The sequence below is a fragment of the Bradyrhizobium sp. CCBAU 11357 genome (assembly GCF_028128865.1).
Classification (GTDB): Bacteria; Pseudomonadota; Alphaproteobacteria; order Rhizobiales; family Xanthobacteraceae; genus Bradyrhizobium.
In genome coordinates this window covers 85918-106367 of the sequence record NZ_LBJW01000004.1, presented here as the reverse complement: position 1 = coordinate 106367, position 20450 = coordinate 85918, and the positions used below count along the sequence as shown (strand labels likewise).

Genomic DNA, 20450 nt, shown 5'->3' with positions numbered 1-20450 from the left:
CAGTCTCGTCAGCCATCCTGTTAACGTCGTTGAGGCATGTCAATCGGCTGGGCACCGAATTCATGCCGCAGCGCATTCAAAATAGCGTTCTTGGCGTTTTCGCAAGCACGATCTTGCTCTGCAATTAACCGTGCCGCACAAAACGGTAGCGTGAGCCCTTTGAAAATGCTTATTTTGTTGCGTTGCGTACTCTTCCCGCCCTGCGGCATTGCCCGACAGGTTCCCGTTCTCCGCGTTTGCAAGTGAGAGCCCATGGCGAAATCAGACCAACCCACCACCATCAAGAAATACGCGAACCGCCGGCTCTATAACACCGGAACGAGCACCTATGTGACGCTGGAAGACCTCGCCGCCATGGTCAAGGACGGCGAAGATTTCCTGGTCTATGACGCCAAGACAGGCGACGACATCACCCGCTCCGTGCTCGCCCAGATCATCTTCGAGCAGGAGAACAAGGCCGGCCAGAACCTCTTGCCGACCACCTTCCTTCGCCAGCTGATCCGCTTCTATGGCGACAGCATGCAGATGGTGGTGCCGAAATATCTGGAGCAGTCGATCGCGACCCTGACCCAGGAGCAGGAGAAGTTCCGCAAGCAGATCGCCAATACGCTGTCCGGCACTCCTTTTGCTCCGTTGGAGGAGCAAGTCCGCCGCAACATGGAGCTGTTCCAGCAGACCTTCTCGATGTTCAAGCCGTTCGCTGCGCCCCGCCCGGCGACCACTCCCGAGCCGGAGCCCGATGCGAATGCCGAGGCGCCGAAGGACAGCAACATCGACGAGCTGCGCCAGCAGATGAAGGAAATGCAGGAGCGCCTCGAGCGGATGTCGAAGAAGGACGAATAGTCTTTCATTCACGCCGGCCCCCTGTATGCGGGAGGGCGAGCCATGTCTGACCGAAGCACGCATTGGGACCATGTCTACGCCACCAAGGGCGAGGCCGAGGTCAGCTGGTATCAGGATAGCCCCGCGATCTCGCTCGCGATGATTCGCGCAGCCGGCTCAGATCGTGACACGGCCATCATCGACATCGGCGGCGGCGCATCGCGGCTGGCCGCTGCGCTGTTGCAGGACGGATATCGCGACGTCGCCGTCCTGGATCTTTCTGCCAATGCGCTCGAGGCGGCGAAGAAGCGCATCGGTCAGGCCGCTTCGACCGTCGACTGGATCGTTGCCGATGCCACGACATGGCATCCGGCCAGGACCTACGATGTCTGGCACGATCGCGCAGCGTTTCACTTCCTGACTGATCCGCGCGACAGGGCGGCTTACGTGGAGCGCCTGCGGTCGGCGGTCAAGCCTGGCGGCCACGTCATCATTGCGACGTTTGCACCCGACGGTCCCGAGAAATGCAGCGGCTTGCCGGTGCAGCGCCATGACAGCGCGAGCCTTGGGGCCGAGCTCGGGCCGGACTTCGAGCTGGTCGAGACGCGAAGCGAGACGCATCACACGCCGTGGGGTTCGAGCCAGGCGTTTCAGTTCAGCCGGTTTCGGCGGCGCGGCTGATAAGCACGCGACACAAGCTTGGCATTGGCGGGTTTGCGATGCTTCCACAACTCGTCATTGCGAGCGCAGCGAAGCAATCCAGACTGCCCGCGGAAAGACTCTGGATTGCTTCGCTGCGCTCGCAATGACGGAGGGACTGGCTCCTATGCCGCCATCTTCACGGCATGCGCAAAGTCCCAGTAGAGCTTGCGCGCCTTGGTGTAGAACGGGCCCGGCTTCAGCTCGCGCTCGTCGATGCGGATCACGGGCGCGACCTTGGCGAAATTGCCGGTGGAGAAGATCTCGTCGGCGGCCAGGAAGTCGGCGTAGCGCAACGTCTTCTCGACCACGGTGACGCCATCGGCGCGAAGCAGGCTGATGACGCGCTGGCGCGTGATGCCGTTGAGGAAGGTGCCGTTCGGCACCGGTGTGAACACCACGCCGTCCTTGGCCATGAACACGTTGGAATTGCCGAACTCGGCGACGTTGCCGAGCATGTCGAGCATCAGCGCGTTCTGGAAGCCGCGCGAAGCAGCTTCGGCGAGCGCGCGCGAATTGTTCGGGTAGAGGCAGGCGGCCTTGGCTTCGACCGGCGCGCATTCGGCCGTCGGCCTGCGGAACGGCGATAAGGTGATGGCGTTGCCGACGGGTTTTGGCATCGGCGCTTCGTAGATGCACAGGCACCAATTGGTGGTCTCGGGGTCGAACAGCACGCCGCCGCCGCTTCCGTTCTGCGCCCAGTACATCGGACGGATATAGAGCTCGGCATTCGCCGCAAAGCGCGCGATGCCTTCGTTCGCGAGCGTCAGCCAGGCGTCGGTATCGACCGCCGGCTTCAGGCCGAAATTGATCGCGGATTGATTGGCGCGAGCGACGTGACGGTCGAGATCGGGCGCAACACCCTCGAAAGCGCGGGCGCCATCGAACACGACGGACCCGAGCCAGGCCGCATGCGTGCGCGGGCCCATGATCGGCACGTTGCCGTCGTGCCATTTGCCCTCGAAGAAGGTCCAGCTCGGCGAGTAGTCGATGGGCTTCTTGATCTCGGCCATGACCGGCCTCCCCTTGCAAAGATGCGGGCACTATTGTCCCAATTTCTAAACGATTTGCTGCGGGGCTAGCCACCCCTCTCCGGAGGAAAGGGTAAGACAGAGCAAACCCGCTATAATGCTGACCACGATATGGAGTGCCCCATGCCGCTCGATCCGCTCGCAAAGCGTCTGTTGACCATGATGGCCGTGGCTGCGCCGCAGGCGCGGAGCCGGCCGAGCGTGGAGGTGCGGCGGCAATCGCTGGCCAAGCTGATGCAGTTCGCCCGCGCCGAGGCGCCGGATGTGACGACGTCCGACGGCATGCTGCCCGGCCCCGGCGGCGAGTTGCCCTATCGCCTCTACACGCCGGCAGGCGCCGAGGTGCCCGCACCGGGCTTCGTGTTCTTTCATGGCGGCGGGCTCGTCGCCGGCAGCATTGCCACGCATGAGCGCATCGCAGCGGCGTTGGCGCATGCCACCGGCTGCCGCCTCGTGTCGGTCGACTACCGGCTCGCGCCCGAGCACAGGTTCCCCGCAGCCGTCGAGGACGCCATCGCCGCCACCGAATGGGTGGCGCGCGAGGCGGCATCGCTCGGCATCGACGCTGACCGCCTTGTCATCGGCGGCGATTCCGCCGGCGCTACACTCGCGGCGATCGTCTGCCAGAATGCGGCGCAGACCGCCGGCCTCTCCATCGCCGCCCAGTGCCTGATCTGTCCGGTGCTGGATTTCGAGGAGACCTCGCCTTCGCGCGAGGCCTTTGCCGACGGCCATCTGATCGATCGCGTCACGATCGAAGCCGATCTTTCCGATTATCTGCCTGACGGCATCGATACTGCCGATCCCCGCGTCTCTCCGTTGCGCGCGACACGCCTCACGGGCCTGCCGACCGCGATCATCCACACCGCCGAGTACGACCCGATGCGCGACGAGGGCAATGCCTATGCGCGCAAGCTGCTCGCCGCGGGGGTGGCGGTCGAGCATGTCTGCCACGAGGGGATGGTCCACAATTTCCACGCCATGGGCGCAGTCCTGCCGCAGTCACAGCTCGTGCTGTCGCAGATCGGCGAGCAGGTGCGGCGGGCGGTGAAGAGGTGAGAGCCCAATCACACGCGCGCGCCGATCACCGCGCGCGCTGCCCCGACATATTCCGGCCAGTGCGCGTCCGCATAACGCTCCGCCTGCCATGCACAGGTGAGGTCGGGCGCATGCGCCGCCGCGATCGTGCGCGCGAAGCGCTCCTCCGCAACCGTCACTTCGCCGGGCTCGGCCGTGGGTACAGCCGCCGCAGCAGTGGGAGCAACGGCGAGCCCCGCCAGACCGGTGAGCAGGATGCGGCGTGACGTGTTCATGGCTGTCTCCTCCATTGTTCGGCCAGCACTGTGGCGGGCGAGTGTGTCAGTGCGATCACGGCAGGGTAACCGCACACGTCCACGCCGTCCATTGCTTGCGGATAGCGCTTGACCAAGCGAGCGATCACGTTCCATCTAACAACGGTCTTGCCCCCAAATCGCCACGCGTCGGATCGTCACGTGCCTCTTAGCCGCCAATCCCGTCGTCCGGCATTGCGCGCTGCCGCGGTGGGATTGCTGTGTCTGGCGATCCCGGCTGGCGGCGCCTTCGCCGCCGACGATGAGGAGGACGAGCCTGCAAAGCCGACCGTCCCGAACATCTATCTCGATCTCCGCACCATCTATGCGACGATCCCCGCAGGCACGCTCGCGCTCGGCTTCGGCAACACCTCGCTGTCCGCCGCATTCCAAGCCCTGGCGGCGCAACGAGGCACGACGCTGCCGAACGGACTGCCGGCCGCGAAATCGATTGCGATCGACCTGCCGCTGACCGTCGACGTCAGCGACCGCGTCTCGCTTTACGGCGGCGTATCCGGTACGACGACGGATATCGGTGGCGGCTGGTCGTCCTTCGACATCACGAGCTGGAACATCGGCGTGCAGGCCGATCTCTACCAGCAGAATGGCGGCAAGATCCCGACCATCACGCTGCAATCGACCCTGACGCAGTCGGTGCCCAACGAGCAGGGCATGACGAATTCCTTCAACAACATCCTGGAATTCGACTACGCGCTCGACGAGGACGAGACACGGGGCTGGCTGGCCGGCCTGCAATACACCACCGCCTCCGTCGCCAGCCCCTTCGCCACGATCCGGCCGAACACGATCCTCTATGCCGGCGGCTATTACCAATGGCCGAGCAACTGGAAGTTCACCGGGCGCCTCGGCATGCAGTCGTTCGCCGGTGCCCAGCTCGCGGGCCGGACGCTCGCGGAATCCTTCACCCAGCCGGTCCTGCGGCTCGACCTCGATCGCATGGACGACAATGACAACCGCCTGTTCGGCATCACCGCGCAGATCGCCTGGATGCCGAAGCCGTCGTACCAGCTGACGTTGCGAACGCCGCTCTATGCGGTGCGCAACTGACTGCATTCGCAAGGAATTTTCGCTCAGGCACGGCGGCAGCGCTTGACCGGCCGGACAGCATTCCGCATCGCCGTCAACCGATCATTAATCCTCATTCCGGAACATCGATTGCGTTACATCGCCGCAAAGAAGCTTGCGCGAAATTACGCCGGCTCTTCGGTCGTATTCGCTTTGGAGGCCGCGAATGTCCCGCTTGGTTTCGGAACGGACGTTCCTTGCTGGGAAGATCTTTTTCAATTTCGGCCAGTCGTCGATCGATTGCGTGGTACGCCGCCTGACCGAGGAGGCCGCGACGCTCGAGATGGAGAGTGGCCTGGGCGTACCCGAGCGCTTCCAGCTCCGGCTCGCGGGGCGCGAGATCCTGACCTGCCGCGTGATCTGGCGATCGAACCGTCAGGCCGGCGTCGCCTTCGAGCAGCCGAACAGCATCGAGCCAGCAGCCGGCGAGGAACGGGAACGCTCGTCCGACGCGTTGATGCGCAGCCAGATGCTGGCGCTGCGCGCCGCACTCGATCATGTGCCGACCGGCATCGTGCTGCTCGATCCTCACCTGAGGGCGCGGCTGATCAACCGGTCGTTTCGTCAGATGTGGCGCCTGCCCGACGAGGTTGCCGACAGCAATCCATCCATTCTCACCCTGCTGCATCACGGGCGCGATACCGGCGCCTATGAGGTGCCGGACCCGGACCTCGATGCACTGATAGCGGAGCGCGTCCGTGTGATTGAGTCGGGCGATCCAACCCCAATCGACGTGCGCCGAACCAATGGCGATGTCGTACGCGTTCAGGTCACGCCGCTGCCCGACGGTGGGCGCATGCTGACCTATACGCCCGTCACCGATATCGTGCGCACCTCCGACGAGTTGAAGCTGCTGCGGGATGCGCTGGAGAACGTGCAGGATGGAGTCCTGCTGCTCGATGCCGACCTGCACGCCACCTTCATGAACCGGCGGATGCGGCGGTTCTGGGAGGTCAGCGAAGACGAGGCGGCGAGCCGCCCGGCCTATTCCTCGCTGGTCCGACGTCTGCATCGCGCCAGCGCGCCCAATCTTCCGAACAGCGAGCTCGCGAAGTTTCCGGCGCGTCGCGTAGAGGAGGTCAAGGCCGGCGATCACGTACGCGACCTGCAGACGCCGGACGGACGCCGCATCCGGGCCCATTGCACCACGATGGCGAATGGCGGGCGCATGCTGACCTATGTCGACATCACCGATCTGACGCAAAAGGCCGCAATGCTGGAGACGCTCGCCACCACCGATCCGCTCACCGGCCTCCACAATCGCCGCCACTTCCTCCACAACCTCGAAGCGGAATGGAGTCGCTTTCAACGCTATTATCGCTCGGTCTCCGTGTTGATGCTCGACATCGATCACTTCAAGTCGGTCAACGATCGCCACGGTCATGCCGTGGGCGATGCGGCGATCAAGGCGGTTGCGGCCGCCTGCCTTGAGGGCAAGCGGAAATCGGACATCGTCGGCCGTCTCGGCGGCGAGGAATTTGCCGTGCTGCTGCCCGAAACCAGCCTGTCCAGGGCGAGAACGGTAGCCGAGCGCATCCGCAAGCGCGTGATGAGCACGCAGGTCTTTGCCGACAAGGTGCAGTTCGGCCTCACCGTTAGCATCGGCATTGCCGAGGCCACCGTCAGCATGTCCGGCATCGATGCGCTGATGGTCGCGGCCGATCATGCCCTCTACCAGGCCAAGGCCGAGGGCCGCAACCGCTGCATAGCCTGGATGCCCCCGCCCCCTGCAAACAAGGCAGCGGAGTGACGGCAGCAGTTGCCGTCTACTCGGGCACCGGCACGTCGAACGTGTTGAGCGTGACCGAGACCATGCAGTAGACGCCGACGAGATAGGACAGCTCGGCCGCACCGTGCTCGCCGAATTCCTTCACGGCCGCACGATAAGTCAGCTCGGGCAGCACGCCGCCGCTCACCAGGGCCGAGGCCATGTCGTAGGCGACTGCTTCCTGCTTGGTGAGATCGACCGGCCGCTGGCCGGCGACGATGGTCGCGAGCTTCTCGTCGGAGAGGCCACGCTGCTCGGCCACCAGCACATGGGCATAGAGCTCGTAACCGGAGCGGAAATGCGAGCCGGTGACGAGGATCGCGACCTCGCGCACGGCGGCCGGCAGCAGCGGGTTCGACGCGATCGCCTTGACCAGCTCCCACACCGGCTTGCCGAAGCGCGGCTCGCGGATCCAGGGATTCCAGGGCCCGAGCAGCGCGCCGTCCTCGCGCATGTTCACAAAGCCCTTGAAGTGGTCCTTGATGCCGGCCTGCATGTCGTCATAGAGCGGCTTCTGCTCAGCACTCAGGTCTTTCGGATCGAGAATGGGAAGGCGCACGGCGGGATCTCCTCATTGAGAAGAGGCAACCGTCACCCGCAGGAGACCGCAAGGCAAGTGAAGTTGCCGTGACGACCTTGCCCTTTCGCAAATCCCAGGGAGATCTCGGCTATCACGCCGTGGGGCCTAGCACGCTTTGCGGATTGACGACATCGTCGACGTCCAGCGTCAGTGGCTCACCTGTGGTGAGGAACGACGACAGCGCCGCTTCGAACGGCGCCGGATCGAGACCGCGTGCGGCGAGCCAAGCGGGCTCGTAATAGGTCTGCCGGTAGCGCTCGCCGGAATCGCAGATCAGCGTCACCAGTGATCCCGTGACGTTCGCCTGGCGCATCTCCGAGGCGAGCCGGCACAGCGCCAGGAAGTTGGTGCCGGTGGAGCCGCCGACCGGACGACGCAGCCGGCGCGACAGCACGTTCATCGCCGCGATCGTCGCCGCATCCGGGATCTTCATCATGCGGTCGACCACGCCGGGCACGAAGGACGGCTCGCAGCGCGGTCGGCCGACGCCCTCGATCAGCGAGGGGCGTTCGCAAACATGCGAACGATCCTGCGTGCGGAAGCAGTCGAAGAAGGCGGAATGCTCGACATCGGCGACGCACAGCCGCGTCGGATATTGCCGATAGCGCAGATAACGTCCGATGGTGGCCGAGGTGCCGCCGGTGCCGGCGCCCATCACGATCCAGTCCGGCAGCGGGCGCGGCTCGCCCTGCAACTGCGTGAAGATCGATTCGGCGATGTTGTTGTTGCCGCGCCAGTCGGTAGCGCGCTCGGCGAAGGTGAACTGGTCCATGTAATGGCCGTCGAGCCGGCCGGCGAGCGCGGCGGCTTCCGCATAGAGCGCGCGGCCATCGTCGATCAAATGGCAATTGCCGCCATAATGCTCGATCGCGGCGATCTTCTCCGCCGAGGTCGTCCGCGGCATCACGGCGTAGAAGGGCACGCCGATCATCTGCGCGAAATAGGCTTCCGACACCGCCGTCGATCCCGACGAGGCCTCGACCACGGGCGTGCCTTCGCGGATGTGGCCGTTGCAGAGGGCATAAAGGAACAGCGAGCGCGCGAGGCGATGCTTCAGGCTGCCGGTCGGATGCGTGGACTCATCCTTCAGATAGATGTCGATGCCCGACAGCGCCGGCACGATCAGCCGGATCAGATGCGTGTCGGCGGTGCGGCACTGGTCGGCCTCGATCGCGGCCACGGCCTCGTCGACCCAGCCGCGCCGATAGGCCGGCCCGGCCGGATTGTGCTGGCGGAAGGGGAATTTCTGCATCGCACGAATCTCTCATGATGCGGATCGCGCATCAAGTGGCTGGAACTGCCCCTGCTCAAAACTCCGGCGGCGAGGCTCGCGTGTGTGCGCGCAAGGCAAGTGAAGTTGGCGGGCGGCCGAGGTGGCTTGGCAGGATAACTGCGATATGCTGACATTGCAGTGATGCTGGGGAGCTCACAGAATGAAATTTGAAGCCTGGATCGCGATGCTGGGCCTACTCTGGGCAACAATCGGACCGGCACATGCGATGCAATTCGATCGGACGGTCCCTTCCGGAACGACGGTCAGAATGCATCACTACCGCTCGTGGGGAAAGAACTGCGAGGGCAATGGCGGCATGGTGAAGCTGCTGACCAAGCCGCAGCACGGCAAGCTGACGACGCGCACCGTGGACTCGCGCATCGAGATTAACCGCTTCGCCCGCGGCGGCGGCACGCCGTGTACCGGACGGCCGATCAAGGCCTTCGAGGTCAATTACCGGTCGAATCCGGGCTACCACGGCCCGGATAGTTTCACCATCGAGATGATCACCGGCAGGGGCAGCCGCGACGTCGATACCTATTCGATCACCGTCCAGTAGCGGCGCGGCGTTCAAAACTCCAGCGGCGCGTTGTCGACGACTTCCTTCATCACGAAGAAGGTGCGGGTCTGGCGCACGCCGGGGAGCGCAATTAGCTGCTCGCCGTGGATGCGGTTGAAATCCTCCATGTCGCCGACGCGGATCTTGAGGAAGTAGTCGAAGTCGCCGGCGACGAGATGGCAGTCGAGCACGAATTTCAGTTTTGCGATCGCCTGCTCGAAGGTGGCAAAGCTCTCCGGCGTCGAGCGGTCGAGCACGACCCCGACCATCACCAGCGTTCCCTTGGCCACTTTCTTCGGCGCGACCATGGCGCGGACAGTGGCGATGAAGCCGTCCTCGAACAGGCGCTGGGTGCGACGATGGCAGGTGGCGGGGCTGATCGCGACCGTTTCGGCCAGCTCGGCATTGCTGAGCCGGCCATTATTCTGCAGCAATCTCAAGATCTTGAGGTCGGTGCGGTCGAGCCGGGTAGCCATGAAAGAAACTTTCACAAATGTGAACTATTCTGGAAGGAATATTAGCTGCCAGCGCCATTTTCGCAAGAAGTTGCGCATATTGACGCAACATTCGAGAGCACATTTTCCCAAAGCGATGCTAGGGAGCCGCCAACACCAACGCCACTCGGGATGACCCATGAAGCTGGACAAATTTCCGCGCTATCCTTTGACCTTCGGCCCGACGCCCATCGAGAAACTGGAGCGGCTGTCAAAACATCTCGGCGGCAATGTCGAGATCTATGCCAAGCGCGAGGACTGCAATTCCGGTCTCGCCTATGGCGGCAACAAGCTGCGCAAGCTCGAATACATCATCCCCGATGCGATCGCCTCCAATGCCGATACGCTGGTCTCGATCGGCGGCGTGCAATCCAACCACACCCGCATGATCGCGGCCGTCGCGGCCAAGCTCGGCATGAAGTGCCGCCTGGTGCAGGAAGCCTGGGTGCCGCACGAGGACGCCGTCTATGACCGCGTCGGCAACATCATGCTCTCGCGCATCATGGGCGCCGACGTGCGCCTGGTCGACGACGGTTTCGACATCGGCATCCGCAGGAGCTGGGAGCAGGCGATCGAGGAAGTGAAGGCCGCGGGCGGCAAGCCCTACGCCATTCCCGCCGGCGCCTCCGTGCACAAATATGGCGGCCTCGGCTATGTCGGCTTTGCCGAGGAGGTGCGCAAGCAGGAAGCCGAGCTCGGCTTCAAGTTCGATTACATCGTCGTCTGCACCGTCACCGGCTCCACCCATGCCGGCATGCTGGTCGGGTTTGCGGCGGACGGCCGTGCGCGAAAGGTCATCGGTATCGATGGCTCCTTCACGCCCGCCCAGACCAAGGCGCAGGTGCTCGAGATCGCGCAGAACACGGCCAAGCTCGTCGAGCTCGGCAAGGACCTCGTCACTGAGGACGTCGTGCTGATCGAGGACTACGCCTACCCCGCCTACGGCGTGCCGTCGGAGGAGACCAAGGAGGCGATCCGCCTCACCGCGCGTCTCGAAGGCATGATCACCGACCCCGTCTACGAGGGCAAGTCGATGCAGGGCCTGATCGATCTCGCAAAGAAGGGCTATTTCGAGAAGGGCGCGAAGATCCTCTACGCCCATCTCGGCGGCGCGCCCGCGCTGAACGGCTATGCGTATGCGTTTCGAAATGGGTGAGTGAGGGCGTCACTCTCACGCGTCATACATCACTGTCGTCCCGGGGCGCGACGAAGTCGCGAGCCCGGGACCCATAACCACAGCGAGGCGTTTGGCGCAGTCTCGTGGTTGCCCGCCGCAACAACCCTCTCCCTCTTTCTACCTCGTCCTGACGATCTGCAGCAGCTCATCTCCGTAATGCTCGAGCTTCTTGTCGCCGATCCCCGGCACGTTGCGAAGCTCGTCCAGCGTCGTCGGCCAGGCCCGGACGATGCCGTCGATCGTTGCATCGTGCAGCACCACATAGGCCGGCACGCCGCGTTCGCGCGCGACCTCTGAGCGCCAGGCGCGCAGGCGCGCGCGCAATTCAGGGTCGACGTCGCCTTGCGGCGCGCTGGCCGCGGGCGCGAGATCGCCGCGTCGCGACTTGGCGCGGCTGGCGCGAACACGCGTGCCGGGCGCCTCCTCGCGCAGCCAGACCTCGGTCTCGCCGCGCAGCACCCCGCGCGAGGACTCGGTCAGCTTCAACGCGCCGTAGGCTTCGCTGTCGCTCCGCAAATGGCCCATCGCCACCAATTGCCGCAGCACCGTGCGCCACTGCTTCTCGTTGAGCTCGCGGCCGATGCCGAAAACCGACAGCTTGTCGTGACCGAACTGCGTGACCTTCTCGGTCAGGCGTCCGATCAGCACGTCGATCAAATGCATGGCGCCAAAGCGTTGCCCGGTGCGATAGACGCAGGAGAGCAGCTTCTGCGCCAGCACCTTGCCGTCGCGCATCTTCGGCGGGGTCAGGCAATTGTCGCAATTGCCGCAGCTCTCGCCCATCACGATCTCGCCGAAATAGGCGAGCAGGCGCCGGCGCCGGCAATGCGGCGTCTCGGCGAGGCCGACCAGCGCGTCGAGCTTGCCGATCGAGACCCGCTTGAAATCCTCCGATCCCGCCGACTCGTCGATCATGCGGCGCTGCTGCACGATGTCGGAGAGGCCATAGGCCATCCATGCCGCCGACGGCTTGCCGTCACGGCCGGCGCGCCCGGTCTCCTGGTAATAGGCCTCGATGCTCTTGGGCAGGTCGAGATGGGCCACGAAGCGCACGTCGGGTTTGTCGATGCCCATGCCGAAGGCGATGGTCGCGACGATGACGATGCCGTCCTCGTTGAGGAAGCGGTCCTGGTTGCGCGAGCGAACGCTGCCGTCGAGCCCGGCGTGGTAGGGCAGCGCTGCAATGCCGCCCTCGGCAAGCGCGGCGGCGACCTCCTCGACGCGGTTGCGCGACAGGCAATAGACCACGCCCGCATCGCCCATGTGGCGCTCGCGGATAAATTCCTTCAGCTGCGACACCGCATTGCGCTTGTCGACGATCTCGTAGCGGATGTTGGGCCGGTCGAAGCTGGAGACGAACTGCGGCGCGCCCGTCAGCTGAAGCCGCTCGACGATCTCCTTGCGCGTCAGCTCGTCGGCGGTCGCGGTCAGCGCGATCCGCGGCACGTCGGGAAAGCGCTCGGCGATGACGGAAAGGCCGACATATTCAGGCCGGAAGTCGTGGCCCCATTGCGAGACGCAATGCGCCTCGTCGATCGCAAACAACGCCACCTTCGCCTGCGCCAGCAGCGACAGGCAGCGCGGCGTGACCAGCCGTTCCGGCGCGACATAGAGCAGGTCGAGATCGCCGGCGAGCAGGCGCCGTTCGATGTCGGACGCCTCCTGCGGCGTCAGCGACGAGTTCAGCGCGGCGGCGTTGACGCCGGCCTCGATCAGGCCGGCGACCTGGTCGCGCATCAAGGCGATCAACGGCGAGACCACGATGCCGCAGCCTTCGCGCAGCAGGGATGGCAGCTGATAGCACAGCGACTTGCCGCCGCCGGTCGGCATCAAGACCAGGCAATTGCCGCCGTCTGTGACGTGGCGGATGATCTCGCCCTGCGCGCCGCGGAATCCCGGCAGGCCGAACACCGAATGCAGCACCGACAGGGCGTCGCGGCCGTTGGTCGGCGCAGGCAGCGGAGCGTTGGAGGGAGCGGACATGGGCGGAGCAGATCAGGCCGTGAGATTCGTCGCAAGGCCAGTCGCACGCTGGGGCGGGCGTGGCAAGACTGTTTGCGGGGGCTTGTACCGTTGCTTCTTCTCCTCTCCCCGTTCTTACGGGGAGAGGGTTGGGGTGAAGGGCTTCTCTCCGCGCATGAGAATGCCGATGGGCCTGTACCCCCTCACCCGGATCGCAAGAGCGATCCGACCTCTCCCCGCAAGCGGGGAGAGGTTAAACCCTCTACGCCCCGATCCGTCGCAGCGCTTCTGCGACGGTCACGATCGGCATGTTGCGCTTGGCGGCGGCGTCGAGCGCGTGACGCATCAGATGCGGCGTGCAGCCATAGGGGCTCGGCCTGTCGGTGACGTCGTGGCCGTAGAAGATCAGCCAGCCGCCGCTTGCGACCGCCTCGTCGAAATAGCGATCGACCCCCGCCTCGTCGATCTCGCAATCGATCAAGGGCGAGGCGCGCAGGAATTGGAGGTCGATGATGCCGCTATTGACGCCGGGAAGAATGCCGCGCGCGGAACGGAAGGCTTTTGCCAGTTGCGGCTTGCGCCACACCGAGGCGATGCCATAGGGATGGGCGAAATTCTGCAGCGTGATCGAGGCATCGATGCCGTGGAGATGGCTGCGGTTTCGCTCGATCTCGCGCGCCATCGCGGCCTCGTCGAGCGTGGCCGAGCTCTGATGCGAGAAGGTGTGGCAGGCGATCTCGTGCCCGGCGCGGTGGAGCCGGACGATGGCGTCATCCGACAGGCCATGCCAATGCTCCGACGGCTGACCGATCAGGCTGCCGGCGAGGTAATAAGTGCCGCGGCCGCCATGTTGCTCCAGAAGCTGGGCGCCCTCGCCTGCGGCGCTATCGGGGGCGTCGTCGAACGTGAAGCTCACCATCGGCGCATGCGCAGGCAGCCGGTGCGGCGCGGCGCGGAAATGCCGGGCCAGCCGATTGATCACGCGTCCCTGGAGTGCCGACCACACGACTGCGTTTCCCGTGATGCCTTCTTGCTCTACTGAAAAATTCGTGCGCAGGTCGAGACAAGCCTAACGCCCGGGTAATCCTAACGCTGAACCAAGACCGCCTCGGCTAGCGCACCGACATCGGCGCGTCGGCGTCCGCGCCGAGATAACGCAACCAATTGCGGAAGAGTATTGCCGCCGCCTCGCCTGCGCCGATATCGGCGCGCAGGTTCAGCGCGGGCAGTTCGTTGGTGAGCGCCGGATGGCGCTGGTGTGCCGCCTTCCGCTCGAAGCGAGCCAGCTTCTCTTCCGTCGCTGCGTCAAAATAACTCACCGGCAGGCGCGGATAGTTCTCCCGCTCCCGCGCGAGGTAGCGGCCGATGTCGCGCAGATATTCGCGCTGCAGCGACAGCGCGTCATATTCCGGGTGGCCCTGGAAGAACACGAAGCGGCTGGCATATTGGCGAACGAAGACGTCGACGCCGGCCTCCTCCGAGCGTGTCAGCACCTGATAACCGGCCTGCACGATGTCGCTTTCGGCGATCTCGTTCAGACGTGAATGCGAGACCTTCAGCGGCGCAGGCGCAGAGCGCGTCAGTGAATCGTCCGCCACGACGTCGCAAGCGAAAATGCCGTGACATTTGGCCGGCAGCCGCTGCCGTTCAATGCCGTCGAGGTGCAGCACCGCGGCATGGGCGGCAAGGCAGGACCAGATCGTCGAACGCGTGTTGGCCTTGGCCCAGTCGATCAGGTTCGTGAGGTCGCGCCAGTACGGCTCCCGCTCGAGCTCGGGCGCGATCGGCTCTGCGCCTGTTACGATCAGCCCGTCGAACTTGCCGCGCTCGAGATCGGAAAGGCTGGAATACTCACTCTCGACATGCCACTTCGCTTCCGGCGACCGCTTCACGCTGGGAAGCGAGAAGCAGTGGAAACGGATACGGCGCGAGCCTGCTGCGGCCTGAAGCAGCTTCATGAACTGCCGCTCGGTCGCCTTCAACGCGGCATCCGGCATGTTGTTGACGAGGCCGATGGTGAGCTCGGCGCCGGCATCGCGCGCGAGCTCGTGCGCGGCCGGCACCAGCGTCGGGCCCGCGATGACCTGATCCTTGTCGAACAAGATCGTCATGGACGGCGCCGCCTACTCCGCAGCTTCGCGGCGCGCCGACGGGCAGGCCTTTTCCAGCGCCTGGTCGATATCCTCGATGATGTCGGAGACATGCTCGATGCCGATCGACAGACGGATCGTCTCCGGCAGCACACCCGCTGCACGCTGCTGCTCCGCGGACATCTGCCGATGGGTGGTCGACGCCGGGTGGCAGGCGAGCGATTTGGCATCGCCGATATTGACGAGGCGCGTGATCAGCTTGAGCGCATCGTAAAACGTCTTGCCGGTCTCCATGCCGCCCTTGATGCCGAAGGTGAACAGCGAGGAGGCGTTGCCATTCAGGTATTTCTGCACCAGGGGATAATAGGGGCTGTCCGGAAAACCGGTGTAGTTGACCCAGGCCACGCGCGGATCGACGCGGAGGAATTCGGCGACCTTGCGGGCGTTCTCGACATGGCGCTCCATGCGCAGCGCCACGGTCTCGATGCCCTGGAGCAGCAGGAAGGCGTTGAACGGCGACAGCACCGAGCCCATGGTGCGCTGATAGACGCTGCGCGCGCGCTCGATATAGGCGGTCTTGCCGAAGCGCTCGGCATAGACCAGGCCGTGATAGGAGTCGTCGGGCTTGTTGTAGGCCGGGAAGCGCTCGGCGTGCTTGGCCCAGGGGAAGTTTCCGGAATCGACGATGGCGCCGCCGAGCGTGGTGCCGTGACCGCCCAAGAACTTGGTCAGCGAATGCACCGCGATGTCGGCGCCGTAGTCGAACGGCTTGAAGAGGATCGGGGTTGCGACGGTGTTGTCGACGATCAGCGGCACGCCATGCGCATGGGCGATTCTCGCCAGCGCCTCGATGTCGCAGACATTGCCAGCGGGATTACCGATGGTCTCGGCGAACACGGCGCGGGTGTTCTCGTCGATCAGCCTCTCGACCGCCTCTGGCTTGTCGCTCTCGGCGAAACGGCCAGTGATGCCCTGGCGCGGCAGGATGTGGGAGAGCAGCGTGTGCGTGGTGCCGTATAGCTGCGGCACCGAGACGATGTTGCCGCCGTGATCGGCGACGTTGACGAAGGCGAAATGCAGCGCCGCCTGCCCGGTCGCGACAGCGAGCGCGCCGACGCCGCCTTCGAGCTGCGCGATGCGCTTCTCGAGAACCGCGCTGGTCGGATTGGCGATGCGGCTGTAGCGAAAGCCCTCGGCCTCGAGGTTGAACAGGGCGGCGCCATGATCGGCGCTGTTGAAGGCGTAGGCCGCGGTCTGGTAGATCGGCACGGCCACTGCGTGCGTGGTGGCTTCAGGCTCGTAACCGGCGTGAATAGCGATCGTCTCGTTGCGCATCGTGCCACCTCCGCGTGGAGCGGGCCGCACTTATTGGCCTAGAATGAGGCATGTGCGTTGTCCGCCGTCCCTCTGTTAGAGGCGGGTGGTAAAGCGGACAATAATTCGCCTAGAGATCGAGGAAGTAACCCTAATGCTTGCTCGCGAAATGGCCGGAAACCGGGTTAAAGCCGATTAACGAACGCGCGGCGCCACCCTCGCCCACGAGGACGAGGGGGCCGCCGTCAGCGCTGCGATAGCTCGCAGCCTCAGCCCATCTGCTCCCACAGCCGGTGGGTGAGCACGCCGACGCGTTTCTCGATCGCAGCTGCAGCGTCGAGCGCGAGATCCTCGCGATAGCGTCCCGCAATCAGCTGCACGCCGATCGGCTTGCCGTCATGCAGCGCCACCGGCACCACCGCGCCGGGCAGGCCCAGCACGTTGATGGCGGAGATGAAGCGGATCTCGCCCCAGAAGATTTCGCGCACGCGCTCTGCGCTGACGGTGTCCTCGCGCGGGCCCGGCGTCGGCTTCACCGTGGTCGGCGCCAGCACGATCGGATAGTCCTCGAAGAACAATTGCCAGGCGCGGATGTGACCGTTGCGCGCGGCGGTCGCCTGCATCCAGGCCTCGAGATCGAGCACGTTGGCCTTGGCCTTCATGCCGCCCCAGGACTTGTGAAAATCCTCGGACGTGACCTTCAGCATGGCGGCTTCCTGCATCATCACGGTCTCGTTGGTGATGATGTCGCACCAGGTCTGCCAGACCCCGTTGATGTCGGGCACCTCGACCTCGCTGACGCGATAGCCGGACCGCTCGAGATGATCGGCAGCCTGACGCAGCGCCGCGGCGACAGACGGATCAACATCCATGTCCTCGGGGATCTTTGCCAGCGCGACCTTGATCGGCCCCTTCGGCCGCTCGCCGACCAACGGCGCCGGTACCCACCAGGGATCGCGCGGATCGCGCCGGCTCATGACCTCCAGCGCGAGGCGGACGTCGGCGACATGGCGTGCGAGCGGCCCTTGCGCCGACATCAGATGCGCCAGCATCGGCCGCTCCGACGTCGCGCTTCCGTTGAAGGCGGGGATGCGGCCCTGCGTCGGCTTGATGGTGGCAACGCCGTTGCAATGCGCCGGCCAGCGCAGCGAGCCGCCGATGTCGTTGCCATGGGCGATGGTGCCGATGCCCGCGGCAACCGCCGAGCCCGCGCCGCCCGAGGAGCCGCCGCAGGTGATATCGGGATCCCAGGGGTTGAGCGTCAGCCCGTGCAGGGGATTGTCGGTGAAGCCGCGGAAGGAGAATTCGGGCGTGTTGGTGAGACCGATGACGATCGCGCCTGATTTCTTCAGGTTGCGCACCACGGGCGCATCCGATGGCGCGATGAGGTCCTTGTTGGCGGGCACGCCGTTGAAATTCGGCCGGCCCTGGTAGTCGACATTTTCCTTGATGGTGATGGGTACGCCGTGCAGGGGACCGAGATCGCCGCCCTTGGCGCGCTGCTTGTCCGCCGCGTGCGCCGCCTTCAGCGCCTCCTCGCCGAGATCGACGACGACCGCATTCAGCCTGGGATTGACGGCGCGCATCCGGTCCAGATGGGCCTCGACGGTCTCGACGGCGGAGATCGCGCCGGCGCGGATCGCGGCCGCGGTCTCGACCGCGGACCATTGCCAGATCGGCCCCTTGGGGCGGCGGACCGCGGCTGGCTTGCGCGGTGCCGCCTTCTTGACTGTCGTCTTCGCGGTTTTCGCAATGGCGCCCTTTCGGGCGGTGCTCGTCTTGCTCGAGGCCCTGCTTACCTGCCTTGAAGCACTTTTCTTCTTGGTCGTCTTCTTCGCCACGTCGCATCTCCAAAAAATTGCGCGGCGGAGGTTATGGAGGTCACGCGACCGTGTACAGGCGCGTTTCTGCATGGCGCATTATCGCGACGCTCTGTCGCAATTCGCCGCGTTCTGAGAGAGCTCCTACACCAACGCTGGATTGAGCCGCGCGAAACCCTCCTGGACGCGATAGGGATAGTACGGATAAGGCGGCATCACGAAGCTGACCTCATCGAGCCGCTTGATCTGGTCCGCGCTCAGCGACCAGCCGACGGCGCCGAGATTGTCGCGCAGCTGCGCTTCGTCACGTGCCCCGATGATCACGGAGGAGACCGTGGGACGCGACAGCAGCCAGGCAATCGCGACCTGCGGCACGGTACGACCGACCTCAGCGGCAATCGCATCCAGCACGTCAACGACGGCATAGAGCCGCGCATCGTCCACGGGCGGACCGAACTGTGCGGTGGCATGCAGGCGGCTTCCTTGCGGTAGCGGCTGGCCGCGCCGGATCTTTCCGGTGAGCCGGCCCCAGCCCAGCGGGCTCCAGACCAGAGCGCCGACGCCCTGATCGCGCGCGAGCGGCATCAGCTCCCATTCATAGTCGCGCCCGAGCAGCGAGTAATAGACCTGGTGCGCGACATAGCGCGGCCAGCCATGCCGGTCCGCGATGGCGAGCGACTTCATCAGCTGCCAGCCGGCGAAATTCGAGACGCCGACATAGCGCAGCTTGCCGGCGCGCACGAGCGTATCGAGCGTGGACAGCACCTCCTCGATCGGCGTGAACGCGTCGAAGGCGTGGAGCTGAAGCAAGTCGACGTGGTCGGTGCCAAGCCGTCGTAGCGCCGCATCGACCGAGGCCAGCAGTCGCTGCCGCGACGAGCCGGCATCGAGCGGACCGTCGCCGATCGGCAGGCTCATCTTGGTCGAGATCAGCACCTTGTCGCGGCGCCCCTTGATCGCGGCACCGAGGATCTCCTCCGAGGCGCCGTTCGAATAGACATCGGCGCTGTCGAACAGATTGACGCCGGCATCGAGGCAGATGTCGACCAGCCTGCGCGCCTCCTCGATGCCGCTGCGGCCCCAGGCGGAGAACAACGGACCGTGGCCGCCGAACGTGCCGGTGCCGAAGCTGAGGACGGGCACTTTGAGCCCGGAAGCGCCGAGGTTGCGGTATTCCATGATCGCTCTCCTATTCCGCCGGGCACGCCGCGACTGCGGTCGCCGTGCGATCAAGCTGGAGGCTCCACAGCGCCAGAACGAGGCCGATGGCGGTGACGCCGGCTGCGACCAGCGGCAGCGCCGAGAGGCCGAGCCCGCGGTCGATGGTGACGCCGCCGGCCCAGGCGCCGAGCGCGTTGCCGAGATTGAACGCGGCGATGTTGAGGCTGGAGGCGAGCGTCCGGCCGCTGGGACCGGCAGCCTCCAGCACGCGGAGCTGAAGCGGTGCGACGGTTGCGAAGGCGGCGACGCCGAGGAGCAGGATCAGCACGACGCTGATGATCTTGACCGACAGCAGCGCCGCAAGGCCAAGCAGCACGATGGCAAGCGCGGCCAGTGTGCCGATCAGGGCGCGCGCAAGGCCGCGATCGGCGAGCTTGCCGCCGGCGACATTGCCGATCGCAAGCCCAACGCCGAACGCCAGCAGGATCGGCGACACGGCGGTCTCCGAAAAACCGGTGAAGCGCGTCAGGATCGGCTGGATATAGGTGAAGACGACGAACAGTCCGGCGAAGCCGAACACGGTCATCGCAAGACCGAGCAGCACCTGCGGACGGCCGAGCACGGCCACTTCCTCGGCAAGCGAGATCGGCTTGTCGTCGTTGCCGACATGGCCCGGCACGAGCGCGGCGACGACCGCGAATGCGATCAGGCCGATGACAGTCACCGCCCAGAACGCTGCGCGCCAGCCGAGCATCAGGCCGAACCAGGCGCCGAAGGGCACGCCCAGCAGCGTCGCAACCGTCAGGCCGATGAACATGGTGGAGATCGCAGACGCACGCTTGTCCTCAGCGACGAGGCTGGTGGCCACCACCGAGCCCACGCCGAAGAACGTGCCGTGCGCGAGCGAGGTCAGCACGCGCGCGGCCATCAGCAATTCGTAAGTGGGCGCCAGCGCGCAAGCCGCATTGCCCAGGGTGAAGATGGCCATCAGCGCCAGCAGCACGGTTTTCCGCGGCATCCGCCGCGTCGCCAGCGTCAGCACCGGCGCGCCGACGAACACGCCGAGTGCGTAGCCGGAGATGAGCAGGCCCGCGACCGGCACCGAGACGTGCATGTCGGCGGCGACCTGCAGCAGCAGGCCCATGATGATGAATTCGGTGGTGCCGATGCCGAAGGCACCGGCGGTGAGAGCGAGGACGGCGGGAGGCATGCGTTGCTCCAAGGGATGAGATGAGCCACGCAGATAGCGGCGCTGCCGCCAAACCATTAGAATGTCCGCAATC

At 65.2% G+C, this 20450-nt stretch carries 19 protein-coding genes; 7 read left to right on the top strand and 12 right to left on the bottom strand.

The features are described 5' to 3' along the window. The first annotated feature begins 252 nt into the window (after positions 1–252). Together phaR and XI05_RS00755 are read left to right on the top strand one after the other, a co-directional pair. Entirely contained in the window at positions 253–843 is a 591-nt protein-coding gene (gene phaR / locus XI05_RS00760; protein WP_172788304.1) for a polyhydroxyalkanoate synthesis repressor PhaR, read from the top strand. A 42-nt stretch (positions 844–885) separates the two neighbouring features. Then, complete coding sequence (locus XI05_RS00755; protein WP_271497932.1) at positions 886–1503, top strand: class I SAM-dependent methyltransferase; 618 nt, start codon at positions 886–888, stop codon at positions 1501–1503. A gap of 143 nt (positions 1504–1646) precedes the next feature. Here XI05_RS00755 and XI05_RS00750 read toward each other — a convergent pair whose 3' ends face one another. Further along, complete coding sequence (locus tag XI05_RS00750; RefSeq protein ID WP_271497930.1) at positions 1647–2534, bottom strand: branched-chain amino acid aminotransferase; 888 nt, start codon at positions 2532–2534, stop codon at positions 1647–1649. A gap of 141 nt (positions 2535–2675) precedes the next feature. On the opposite strand from XI05_RS00750, the gene XI05_RS00745 reads away from it, so the two are divergent. Then, positions 2676–3611: an alpha/beta hydrolase gene (locus XI05_RS00745; protein ID WP_271497929.1), complete on the top strand. Its 936-nt coding sequence runs from the start codon at positions 2676–2678 to the stop codon at positions 3609–3611. Between the two features lie 8 nt (positions 3612–3619). Here the strand turns inward: XI05_RS00745 and XI05_RS00740 are convergent, their stop codons facing one another. Beyond that, the gene (locus tag XI05_RS00740) at positions 3620–3865 is read right to left on the bottom strand and encodes a hypothetical protein (protein WP_271497927.1); all 246 of its coding nucleotides are present in this window, start codon (positions 3863–3865) and stop codon (positions 3620–3622) included. Between the two features lie 213 nt (positions 3866–4078). Between XI05_RS00740 and XI05_RS00735 the strand changes: the two genes are divergently transcribed. Together XI05_RS00735 and XI05_RS00730 are read left to right on the top strand one after the other, a co-directional pair. Then, the gene (locus XI05_RS00735) at positions 4079–4951 is read left to right on the top strand and encodes a hypothetical protein (protein ID WP_271498040.1); all 873 of its coding nucleotides are present in this window, start codon (positions 4079–4081) and stop codon (positions 4949–4951) included. Between the two features lie 184 nt (positions 4952–5135). Continuing rightward, a complete protein-coding gene (locus XI05_RS00730; RefSeq protein WP_271497925.1) occupies positions 5136–6719 on the top strand; it encodes a sensor domain-containing diguanylate cyclase in 1584 nt (527 codons plus the stop codon). Positions 6720–6735: 16 nt separating this feature from the next. Here XI05_RS00730 and XI05_RS00725 read toward each other — a convergent pair whose 3' ends face one another. After that, entirely contained in the window at positions 6736–7296 is a 561-nt protein-coding gene (locus tag XI05_RS00725; protein WP_271497924.1) for a carboxymuconolactone decarboxylase family protein, read from the bottom strand. 112 nt (positions 7297–7408) lie between these two features. Then, positions 7409–8569: a PLP-dependent cysteine synthase family protein gene (locus XI05_RS00720; protein ID WP_271497922.1), complete on the bottom strand. Its 1161-nt coding sequence runs from the start codon at positions 8567–8569 to the stop codon at positions 7409–7411. 181 nt (positions 8570–8750) lie between these two features. On the opposite strand from XI05_RS00720, the gene XI05_RS00715 reads away from it, so the two are divergent. After that, complete coding sequence (locus tag XI05_RS00715) at positions 8751–9149, top strand: hypothetical protein (protein WP_271497921.1); 399 nt, start codon at positions 8751–8753, stop codon at positions 9147–9149. An 11-nt stretch (positions 9150–9160) separates the two neighbouring features. Here XI05_RS00715 and XI05_RS00710 read toward each other — a convergent pair whose 3' ends face one another. Further along, a complete protein-coding gene (locus XI05_RS00710; protein WP_271497919.1) occupies positions 9161–9625 on the bottom strand; it encodes an Lrp/AsnC family transcriptional regulator in 465 nt (154 codons plus the stop codon). A 157-nt stretch (positions 9626–9782) separates the two neighbouring features. Here XI05_RS00710 and XI05_RS00705 point away from each other — a divergent pair, with 157 nt between their 5' ends. Beyond that, entirely contained in the window at positions 9783–10799 is a 1017-nt protein-coding gene (locus tag XI05_RS00705; RefSeq protein WP_271497917.1) for a 1-aminocyclopropane-1-carboxylate deaminase, read from the top strand. Between the two features lie 138 nt (positions 10800–10937). Here the strand turns inward: XI05_RS00705 and recQ are convergent, their stop codons facing one another. The 7 genes from recQ to XI05_RS00670 form a co-directional block, all read right to left on the bottom strand. Beyond that, on the bottom strand, positions 10938–12803 hold the full coding sequence (recQ, locus tag XI05_RS00700; RefSeq protein ID WP_271497915.1) for a DNA helicase RecQ: 1866 nt from the start codon (positions 12801–12803) through the stop codon (positions 10938–10940). A 241-nt stretch (positions 12804–13044) separates the two neighbouring features. Continuing rightward, entirely contained in the window at positions 13045–13788 is a 744-nt protein-coding gene (locus XI05_RS00695) for a polysaccharide deacetylase family protein (protein WP_271497913.1), read from the bottom strand. Between the two features lie 106 nt (positions 13789–13894). Further along, a complete protein-coding gene (gene metA, locus XI05_RS00690) occupies positions 13895–14893 on the bottom strand; it encodes a homoserine O-succinyltransferase MetA (protein ID WP_271497912.1) in 999 nt (332 codons plus the stop codon). 12 nt (positions 14894–14905) lie between these two features. Further along, the gene (locus tag XI05_RS00685; RefSeq protein ID WP_271497910.1) at positions 14906–16207 is read right to left on the bottom strand and encodes an O-acetylhomoserine aminocarboxypropyltransferase/cysteine synthase family protein; all 1302 of its coding nucleotides are present in this window, start codon (positions 16205–16207) and stop codon (positions 14906–14908) included. A 248-nt stretch (positions 16208–16455) separates the two neighbouring features. Continuing rightward, complete coding sequence (locus tag XI05_RS00680; protein ID WP_271497908.1) at positions 16456–18027, bottom strand: amidase family protein; 1572 nt, start codon at positions 18025–18027, stop codon at positions 16456–16458. A gap of 123 nt (positions 18028–18150) precedes the next feature. Continuing rightward, entirely contained in the window at positions 18151–19185 is a 1035-nt protein-coding gene (locus tag XI05_RS00675; protein ID WP_271497906.1) for an aldo/keto reductase, read from the bottom strand. Positions 19186–19195: 10 nt separating this feature from the next. Beyond that, positions 19196–20377 carry an MFS transporter gene (locus XI05_RS00670; protein ID WP_271497904.1) on the bottom strand — a complete coding sequence of 394 codons (1182 nt, stop codon included), beginning with the start codon at positions 20375–20377 and terminating at the stop codon, positions 19196–19198. Between the last annotated feature and the right edge of the window lie 73 nt (positions 20378–20450).

Excerpts from the sequence above, each read along its gene's own strand:
- phaR (WP_172788304.1), top strand. The coding sequence starts at position 253 with ATGGCGAAATCAGACCAACCCACCACCATCAAGAAATACGCGAACCGC.
- XI05_RS00755 (WP_271497932.1), top strand. The coding sequence starts at position 886 with ATGTCTGACCGAAGCACGCATTGGGACCATGTCTACGCCACCAAGGGC.
- XI05_RS00750 (WP_271497930.1), bottom strand. The coding sequence starts at position 2,534 with ATGGCCGAGATCAAGAAGCCCATCGACTACTCGCCGAGCTGGACCTTC.
- XI05_RS00745 (WP_271497929.1), top strand. The coding sequence starts at position 2,676 with ATGCCGCTCGATCCGCTCGCAAAGCGTCTGTTGACCATGATGGCCGTG.
- XI05_RS00740 (WP_271497927.1), bottom strand. The coding sequence starts at position 3,865 with ATGAACACGTCACGCCGCATCCTGCTCACCGGTCTGGCGGGGCTCGCC.
- XI05_RS00730 (WP_271497925.1), top strand. The coding sequence starts at position 5,136 with ATGTCCCGCTTGGTTTCGGAACGGACGTTCCTTGCTGGGAAGATCTTT.
- XI05_RS00720 (WP_271497922.1), bottom strand. The coding sequence starts at position 8,569 with ATGCAGAAATTCCCCTTCCGCCAGCACAATCCGGCCGGGCCGGCCTAT.
- XI05_RS00715 (WP_271497921.1), top strand. The coding sequence starts at position 8,751 with ATGAAATTTGAAGCCTGGATCGCGATGCTGGGCCTACTCTGGGCAACA.
- XI05_RS00710 (WP_271497919.1), bottom strand. The coding sequence starts at position 9,625 with ATGGCTACCCGGCTCGACCGCACCGACCTCAAGATCTTGAGATTGCTG.
- XI05_RS00705 (WP_271497917.1), top strand. The coding sequence starts at position 9,783 with ATGAAGCTGGACAAATTTCCGCGCTATCCTTTGACCTTCGGCCCGACG.
- recQ (WP_271497915.1), bottom strand. The coding sequence starts at position 12,803 with ATGTCCGCTCCCTCCAACGCTCCGCTGCCTGCGCCGACCAACGGCCGC.
- metA (WP_271497912.1), bottom strand. The coding sequence starts at position 14,893 with ATGACGATCTTGTTCGACAAGGATCAGGTCATCGCGGGCCCGACGCTG.
- XI05_RS00685 (WP_271497910.1), bottom strand. The coding sequence starts at position 16,207 with ATGCGCAACGAGACGATCGCTATTCACGCCGGTTACGAGCCTGAAGCC.
- XI05_RS00675 (WP_271497906.1), bottom strand. The coding sequence starts at position 19,185 with ATGGAATACCGCAACCTCGGCGCTTCCGGGCTCAAAGTGCCCGTCCTC.
- XI05_RS00670 (WP_271497904.1), bottom strand. The coding sequence starts at position 20,377 with ATGCCTCCCGCCGTCCTCGCTCTCACCGCCGGTGCCTTCGGCATCGGC.